This is a genomic window from Sphingomonas bacterium (genome assembly GCF_903643065.1).
In the GTDB taxonomy this organism is placed as follows: Bacteria; Pseudomonadota; Alphaproteobacteria; order Sphingomonadales; family Sphingomonadaceae; genus Sphingomonas.
The window spans coordinates 1-2,916 of the sequence record NZ_CAHJWX010000398.1 but is presented as its reverse complement, the minus strand read 5'-3'; the positions used below and the strand labels follow the sequence as shown (position 1 = coordinate 2,916).

Here is a 2,916-nt window from a genome sequence, read left to right as displayed (position 1 = left end):
GGCGGCGCCGCCCTTGCCCTCCGGCAGCTCGAAGCGTAGCGCGCCCGACACCGGGTTGGCGTCGGCGAGGCGCAGCTGCAGCCGCTGGCCCGACGCATAGGTCTCGCCCGAATGCTCGCCCGTCAGCGTCCGCGCGGCCTCGTCGAAGCGGAAATATTCGGTGCCGAGATCGCGCACCGACAGCAGCCCGTCGCCACCGATGCCCTCCACCGTCGCGAACAGCCCGAAATTCGCGATGCCGGTGATCCGCGCCTCCACCAGCTCGCCGACCCGCTCGGACAGGAACGCGGCGACGTAACGGTCGATCGTGTCGCGCTCCGCCTCCATCGCGCGGCGCTCCAGCGCGCTGATGTTCTCGCCCAGCCGCTCGAAATCCTCGTTGCCGGCGAGCCCCCCGTCGCCCAGGCCATAGGCGCCGACCAGCGCGCGGTGGACGAGCAGATCGGCATAACGGCGGATCGGCGAGGTGAAATGCCCATAGCTGCCCAGCGCGAGGCCGAAATGGCCATGGTTGGCCGGCGCGTAATAGGCCTGGGTCTGCGTGCGCAGCACCTGTTCCATCACCTGCGGGCGATGATCCGCGTCCCCCACCCGCTCCAGCACGCGGTTGAAGGTGGCAGGGCGGATCACCTGGCCCAACGCCAGCGGCACCCCCAGCGTCTCCAGATAGTCCTTCAGCGCCACCAGCTTCTCGCGCGCGGGCGGCTCGTGGACCCGGTACATCACCGGCGCCTGGCGGGCCTCCAGCGCCTTGGCGGCGGCGACGTTGGCGGCGATCATGTAATCCTCGATCAGCCGATGCGCGTCGAGCCGCTCGCGCGGGGCGACCGACAGGATGCGGCCCTTCTCGTCGAGCACGACGCGGCGCTCGGGCAGGTCGAGATCGAGCGGCTCGCGCCGATCCCGCGCGGCCGCGAGAGCCCGCCAGCACGACCAGAGGGGCGCAAGGATGGGTGCAAGCCCCTCCCCTTCAGGAAAGGGGTTGGGGTGGCGCGTCGCCCCAGACGGTTCGCCGGGTCGAGGGCCCCCACCCCCAACCCCTCCCATGAAGGGGAGAGGAGTCGCGTCCATCGCCGCCTGCGCGTCCTCATACGCCAGATTGGCGGCGATGCGCACAACGGCGCGGGTGAAGCGCCAGCCCTTGAGCGTCCCATCCTTTGCGACCTGCAGGTGGCAGGCGAGCGCGGCGCGGTCCTCGCCCTCCCTGAGCGAGCAGACGTCCGCCGAGAGCAGCTCGGGCAGCATCGGGACGACGCGGTCGGGGAAATAGACCGAATTGCCGCGCCGGCGCGCCTCGCGGTCGAGTTCGGAGCCGGGGCGGACATAGAAGCTGACATCGGCGATCGCGACGATCGCGCGCCAGCCGCCCGGGTTCGCCGGATCGTCATCGGGCGCCGCCCAGACCGCGTCGTCATGGTCGCGCGCGTCGGCGGGATCGATCGCGACGATCGGCAGATGGCGCAGGTCTTCGCGTCGTCCGTTCGTGTCGAGCGTAGTCGAGACACCTTGCCCCTCGACTTCGCTCGGGACGAGCGGAGCGCCGTCAGCCAGCGAGCGACCCGCCACCCGCGCCGCCTCGTCCAGCGCCTCGGCCGAGAACACGTCCGGGATGCCGAGCTTGTGGATCGCGATCAGCGAGAAGGAGCGCGGCGCGAACGGATCGCCCAGCCGCTGCACGACGCGCGCGGTGATGCGCGGCGGTCGCCCGGCGCGTTCGGCCAGCACCAGATCGCCCGGCTCCGCCCCGCCCGCGTCGGACACCGGCCATTCGCGCCGGTCCTTCTTCTCCACCCCGGTCAGCCACAGCCGGTCGCCTTCCGCGCGCAGCACGCCCAGCAGCTGTTCGGCCGCCGGCGCCAGCACCTTCATCGGGTGCGCGATCCAGCCGCTGCCCACCTCTTCCGTGCGCGCCAGCAGCCGCTCGCCGACGCCCAGCGCGCTGCGCCTGCGCTCGCGCACGCGCAGCCGCGGCGGCGGCGTCTCCGCTTCCCAGCGCTCGGGCACCGCCCAGACGTTGCCGCCATCGTCCACATCGGCGACGCGCAGCACCGTCACCTTGGGCAGCCCGCCCAGCGCGTGAAAGGCGCGGCCGGGCGACGAGTCGATCAGCCCCTCGTCCGCCATGTCGTGGAGCAGCGCCTTGAGCGCAATCTTGTCCTGCGCGTGCAAGCCGAACGCCCGCGCGATCTCCCGCTTGCCGGCGGGCTGGTCGGCGCTGGCGATGAAGTCGAGGATCTGCTGGCGGGTGGGCAGGCCGGGAATTGGTCGGGACATGATCAGGATGTAGGTACTCGCCACCCCGCCGTCATGCTGAACTTGTTTCAGCATCCACGCGGTGCCATCAGCCGCCTGCGCCCCGGCCGATGTCGCGCATGGACCCTGAACGAATTCAGCGCGACGAAGGTGTTGATCCGTGACCTATGACCTCCTCATCGTCGGCGGCGGCATCAACGGCTGCGCGATCGCGCGCGAGGCGGCGGTGGGCGGCTGGTCCGTGCTGCTCGTCGAGCGCGACGATCTCGCCAGCCACACCTCGTCGGCGTCGACCAAGCTGATCCACGGCGGGCTGCGCTATCTGGAGCAATATGACTTCAAGCTCGTCGCCGAGGCGCTGCGCGAGCGCGAGCGGCTGGTAAAGGCGGCGCCGCACCTGATCCGGCCGATGCGCTTCGTGCTGCCGCAGCCAAAGGGCGGACGCCCGTGGTGGCTCGTGCGCGCCGGGCTGGTGCTCTACGACCTGCTCGGCGGGCGGATGTCGCTGCCGCGCTCGCGGGGGTTGCGCAAGGCCGACGCCGCCTATCGCGCGCCGCTCAAGGACCGGCTCGCCGGCTTCGTCTATTCGGACGCGTTCGTCGACGATAGCCGGCTGACGCTCGCCAACGCGCTCGACGCGGCGGCCAGCGGCGCGCAGGTGGC

General features: G+C 71.5%; 2 protein-coding genes. One reads left to right on the top strand and one right to left on the bottom strand.

Translation table 11 applies throughout. From position 1 onward, the window contains the following. Positions 1 to 2,274: ribonuclease R family protein (locus HUU95_RS12780; RefSeq protein WP_174280449.1), on the bottom strand; the 2,274-nt coding region annotated here is incomplete at its 3' end. A 139-nt stretch (positions 2,275 to 2,413) separates the two neighbouring features. Here HUU95_RS12780 and HUU95_RS12775 point away from each other — a divergent pair. Beyond that, positions 2,414 to 2,916: FAD-dependent oxidoreductase (locus HUU95_RS12775; RefSeq protein WP_174280448.1), on the top strand; the 503-nt coding region annotated here is incomplete at its 3' end.